Here is a 4,680-nt window from a genome sequence, read left to right on the forward strand (position 1 = left end):
GCCATCGTCGCGGGCATCAGTCTGGCCTGCGGATTCTTGGGTGGTGTTGGCGGCACATTCACGGTGCACGCATTACATGGTTCAAATCGACAGCTGATCAGCCAGCAAAGCGGCAGCCAAATGGGCTCCGGTAATGGAGGGCAGATGGGCCAGCCGCCGAGCGGGCAGATGGGCCAGGGCGGAATCCAAGGAGGTTCGGGATCGAGCGGCCAATCCGGATCGCAGGATGGCTCGGATTCGAACGATTCCGATTCCAGCCAGTCCGGCAGCAGCTCCAGCGGGTATTCCAACAGCGATGGCACCGGTTCCATCGAAAGCTGAGTGATGCGCTGATTCCGCTCGCTCCGCAGCAATTCGCGCATGGCGATTCATTGTCGGCGTCTGATAGCGTTGCGGGAGAAGGAGCGGTCGTATGAGCAAATCTGAATTGAGCCAAACCAATCCGGGCGAATACGGAGTGGATGAATCCGAGGTCGGCAAGGCCATCGCCGCGGATACGAAAATCACGGCCATCGAGGAGGGCGCGCGCGTCGCGTCCGACGGAACGGTGAATCCCGCCGATCGCAGATTCCCCCTGATCGTGCGCATCTACGGCATTCTGATGCTCGTCGTGGGCGTGGTGACCCTACCGATCATCGTGTTCGCCTGCCTGTATGTGGTGCATGCCGTGCTCGCGGGGGAGATGGCGTTCGAGGCACTGAACCTCACCACGACGCTATCGGTGATCCACGCCGTCGTGTTGCTGGCCGCCACCGCATGCCTGGTGGTGTTCGGCGTGCTGCTCATCCTCAACAAGCGGCGCCATATCGCGCAGTGGACGTATGTGATGATTCCCCTCACCTTGGTCGAGGGCCTGCTGTCTTTGGCGTTGCAGGGGTTGGATGTGAATCTCATCGCCCCGGCCGTGCAGCTGGTGGTGCTCGTCGCCCTGCACATCGCTGCCGACCCGTCGCTGCGTGAAGAACGTCGCCTGCAGTTCGCGCTCCGGCGCATGGACGCGCGCAGCGCATACGAATCCGCCGCGTCCAAGGGCATGGCCGGCCGGGATCTGACCGGCAAAGGCTATATTTCCCTTGATTTCTTCAACCTGTTCTGGCTGTTCGTGGTCGGATGCGTGTTCGGGCTGGTGCTGGAGACCATCTACCATTTCATCCTGTTCGGCGAATATCAGGACCGCGCGGGCTTCCTCTGGGGTCCGTTCTCCCCGATCTATGGTTTCGGCGCGGTGATTCTCACGGTGCTGCTCAACCACCTGTGGCGTTCGAACTGGCTGCTGATTTTCTGCGCCAGCGCGGTGATCGGCGGCTCGTTCGAATATTTCACCAGCTGGTTCATGCAGGTGGCGTTCGGCATCCGCGCATGGGACTACACCGGCCAATGGTTGTCGATCGACGGCCGCACGTCCGGCAAATACATGTTCTTCTGGGGCATCCTCGGCTTGGTGTGGGTGAAGCTGATTCTGCCGCGGTTGTTGCGATTGATTCAGGGCATTCCGTGGAAGGTCCGCTACACGTTGACGGCCGTGTGCTTCATATTGATTTTCATCGATGGCGTGATGACGCTGATGACGCTCGACGCTTGGTATTCGCGTATGGCCGGCATCGCCCAGGATTCGCCGATTTCGCGGTTCTTCGCGACGTATTTCAACGACGATTTCATGGAGCGCCGTTTCCAGACCATGCATCTCGATCCGTCCATGGCGGGCCGCATGTAGCGCGTTCGAACGGGTCGCGCGGCCGGATGCGGTGGACGAGTGCGGTGGTGGCCGCGGTGGCGGACGGCCGCGTTTCCGCCGGAGGCCGGGCATGAGCGTGGTGCGCGTCTTGTCGTGCAAGTGGCAGGCGGCTGTGGCTTCCCGCCGGAAACCATGGTCGGCCTGTGCGTGCGGTCCGTTACGCCGCGAAGCTCTGCGCGAGTTGGCGGATGAGGTCGGGGCGGTGTCCGCTCCACGAGGAATTTGGTGAGATGACCACCGGAATCTGCTTGAATCCGGCGTCTTTGATCTGTTCGAATGTGGATGGGTTCTGCGTCAGATCGATGGCGACATAGCGCACGCCCAGTTTGGAGAGTTCTTGTTCGGTGGCTTCGCATTGAGGATTGCTTGGATTGGTGAAGACGGTGACGGTCATTCGATTCCTCCCTATGCAAGCGGCTTCCGTGCCGGGAAGCCTTGTCGGCCACGTTTTTCGATTGTCGCCCACCGAGATGAGCCGTTCCTCAGTATACACTACCTGTAGTGGTGTGTTGGATGCTCTTCCACTGCATATAGTGGGGAATTCCCCATAATACCGAAATAATACGAACAAATGTTCGATGCGATAAGTCTATCATCATGTGACGCTTCGCCCTGCTCGTCGTGTGTCTCGACCATGCCGGCGGCCGCGGGGCATCCCATGGTTCCGCAGTGGATAATCATCTAAAATAATCAAGGAATCAAAAACAAGGAGGCATGCATATGCCGGTCATCAGCATGTTCTGAAGCCGTATGCATTAGGCCGTGCCTGTGCGGTCATGGCGTCTGAACGCGTCTGCGATCGGCGGTCTTTATTTCATGCGGATAAAGCAAACCCCTTGGAATCGCTGTGATTCCAAGGGGTTATGCATTATGTTCGGTGCCCCCCGTGGGATTCGAACCCACAACCCACGACTTAAAAGGACGCTGCTCTAACCGTTGAGCTAGAGGGGCAACAATCGGCCATTATACAGCATCCCATGCGATGTGACAAACGCGCATGTTCGCGCGCATGCGAGTTCGTGTCCGGTGGGCTTATGTTCCGGGATTCCGGATACGGACCTTTGACGGTGCCGAAGACGGTGCGGTTTCAGATCGCCGCATGGTGGACGGCATGATTCGCATGGCAGGCAATATGACGGGGCGGCGACCGTACCGCGCCCGTCATCGCGATCTTCACGGCAGGCTCTTCTGCACACCCTCCTACAGTAATCAGCATGTCATGCACAACGATTCTTGTAGGCAAAAAAGCCAGCTACGACGGCTCCACCATCATCGCCCGCGACGATGACTCCGGTTCCGGCCGCTATGATCCGAAGAAGTTCGTGGCGGTCGCGCCCAAGGACCAGCCGCGCCACTACCGCAGCGTGCTCAGTCATGTCGAAATCGACCTGCCCGACGACCCATGCCGGTACAGCATCGTGCCGAACGTGCTGCCGAACCGCGGCATCCTCGCCGAAGCGGGCGTCAGCGAACGCAATGTGGCGATGAGCGCCACCGAAACCATCGCAGTCAACGAACGTGTGCTCGCCGCCGATCCGATGGTCGTGCTGCAGCCGGCCGACGAGTCCGACGGCACGCCGGAAGTGCCCGGCGGCATCGGCGAGGAAGACATCATCACCCTCGTCCTGCCATACGTCAACACCGCGCGCGAAGGCGTCAAGCGCCTCGCGGAGCTGCTCGAAACGTACGGAACATACGAATCGAACGGCATCATCATCTCCGATGTGAACGAAATCTGGTATGTCGAGACCATCGGCGGCCACCATTGGATCGCGCGCCGCGTGCCGGACGACTGCTATGCGACCATCCCCAACCAGCTCGGCATCGACTACTTCGATTTCGACGACGCGTTCAGCGACGCCCGCGAATTCATGTGCAGCGCCGATCTCCCGGAATTCATCGAAACGCACCACCTCGGCCGCACGGCGGGCACGCAGGGTGGCACGCACGGCAGCCACTGCAATCCGCGCACCATCTTCGGCACGGCAACCACCAAAGACCACATCTACAACACGCCCCGCGCCTGGTACATGCAACGGTACCTCAATCCCAGCGAGGACTGGGATTCGCCGGCGGCCCGTTACACACCCACATCCGACGATATTCCGTGGTGCCGCGAACCGGAGAACGCCGTCACCATCGAAGACGTCGACTTTTTGATGAGCGCCCATTTCGAAGGCACCCCATACGATCCGTACGGCACCATCGGCACGCAGGAAAGCCGCCATCGCTACCGCCCGATCGGCATCAACCGCACCGGGCACATGGTGGCCATGCAGATTCGTCCGTATGCGCCCGAATCCAGCCGTTCGATCATGTGGATTTCCTACGGTTCCGGCCCGTTCACCGCGGCGACGCCGTTCTATGCGAACGTCGACGATACGCCCGCCTATCTGCGCGACACCACGCCGGAGGTGTCGACGGACTGCCTGTACTGGTCGAACCGTCTGATCGCGGCGCTCGCGGACGCGCATTATTACGAGACGAGCAACATGGTCGAAGGATTCGCGGAAGCCGCGCGGGCGTTCGGCCATCGTCTGGTGGAACGCACGGACGCGAAGCTCGCGGCGTTGGAGGCGGAATCCGCGGACGGATTCCAGAACATCGCGCAAATGGAGGAGTCGAACGGCGAAATGGCGGAATACCTGCGCAAGCACGTCACGAAGCTGCTCAATGACGTGCTGTACACGTCCAGCAACCTCATGCGCAACAGTTTCGCGATGTCCGACCGCTGGAACTGAGACGACATAGGATTGGAATCGGATTGGAATCCTTCGGACCGCGAAACCATCGTGCCAAACATGCAGTTTGGAAATCCGTTGTGCCAAATATGCAGGACACGCCCGGATTTTACGGTGTCGGACTGCATGTTTGGCACTTTCGATTAATCGGATTGGGGAGAACTGCATGTTTGGCACGATGGGTTGTGCCGAGCATGGTTGTTC

General features: G+C 59.9%; 4 protein-coding genes and 1 tRNA gene. 2 read left to right on the top strand and 3 right to left on the bottom strand.

Annotated features, from left to right (window positions below):
* The coding region (locus B3C64_RS00745; RefSeq protein WP_291533050.1) for a hypothetical protein at nucleotides 1–362 on the bottom strand (362 nt) is incomplete at its 3' end.
* Nucleotides 363–412: 50 nt separating this feature from the next.
* On the opposite strand from B3C64_RS00745, the gene B3C64_RS00750 reads away from it, so the two are divergent.
* Nucleotides 413–1,714, top strand: a complete 1,302-nt coding sequence (locus B3C64_RS00750; RefSeq protein WP_291533051.1) for a putative ABC transporter permease — start codon at nucleotides 413–415, stop codon at nucleotides 1,712–1,714.
* 178 nt (nucleotides 1,715–1,892) lie between these two features.
* Here B3C64_RS00750 and B3C64_RS00755 read toward each other — a convergent pair whose 3' ends face one another.
* Complete coding sequence (locus tag B3C64_RS00755; protein ID WP_291533053.1) at nucleotides 1,893–2,129, bottom strand: glutaredoxin family protein; 237 nt, start codon at nucleotides 2,127–2,129, stop codon at nucleotides 1,893–1,895.
* Nucleotides 2,130–2,613: 484 nt separating this feature from the next.
* Nucleotides 2,614–2,686 (bottom strand) — tRNA-Lys (locus B3C64_RS00760).
* Nucleotides 2,687–2,949: 263 nt separating this feature from the next.
* Here B3C64_RS00760 and B3C64_RS00765 point away from each other — a divergent pair.
* Nucleotides 2,950–4,476 carry a C69 family dipeptidase gene (locus B3C64_RS00765; RefSeq protein ID WP_291533054.1) on the top strand — a complete coding sequence of 509 codons (1,527 nt, stop codon included), beginning with the start codon at nucleotides 2,950–2,952 and terminating at the stop codon, nucleotides 4,474–4,476.
* The last annotated feature ends 204 nt before the right edge of the window (nucleotides 4,477–4,680 follow it).

Source organism: Bifidobacterium sp. UBA6881 (assembly GCA_002451435.1).
GTDB lineage: Bacteria > Actinomycetota > Actinomycetes > Actinomycetales > Bifidobacteriaceae > Bifidobacterium.

Excerpts from the sequence above, each read along its gene's own strand:
- B3C64_RS00755 (WP_291533053.1), bottom strand. The coding sequence starts at position 2,129 with ATGACCGTCACCGTCTTCACCAATCCAAGCAATCCTCAATGCGAAGCC.
- B3C64_RS00765 (WP_291533054.1), top strand. The coding sequence starts at position 2,950 with ATGTCATGCACAACGATTCTTGTAGGCAAAAAAGCCAGCTACGACGGC.
- B3C64_RS00750 (WP_291533051.1), top strand. The coding sequence starts at position 413 with ATGAGCAAATCTGAATTGAGCCAAACCAATCCGGGCGAATACGGAGTG.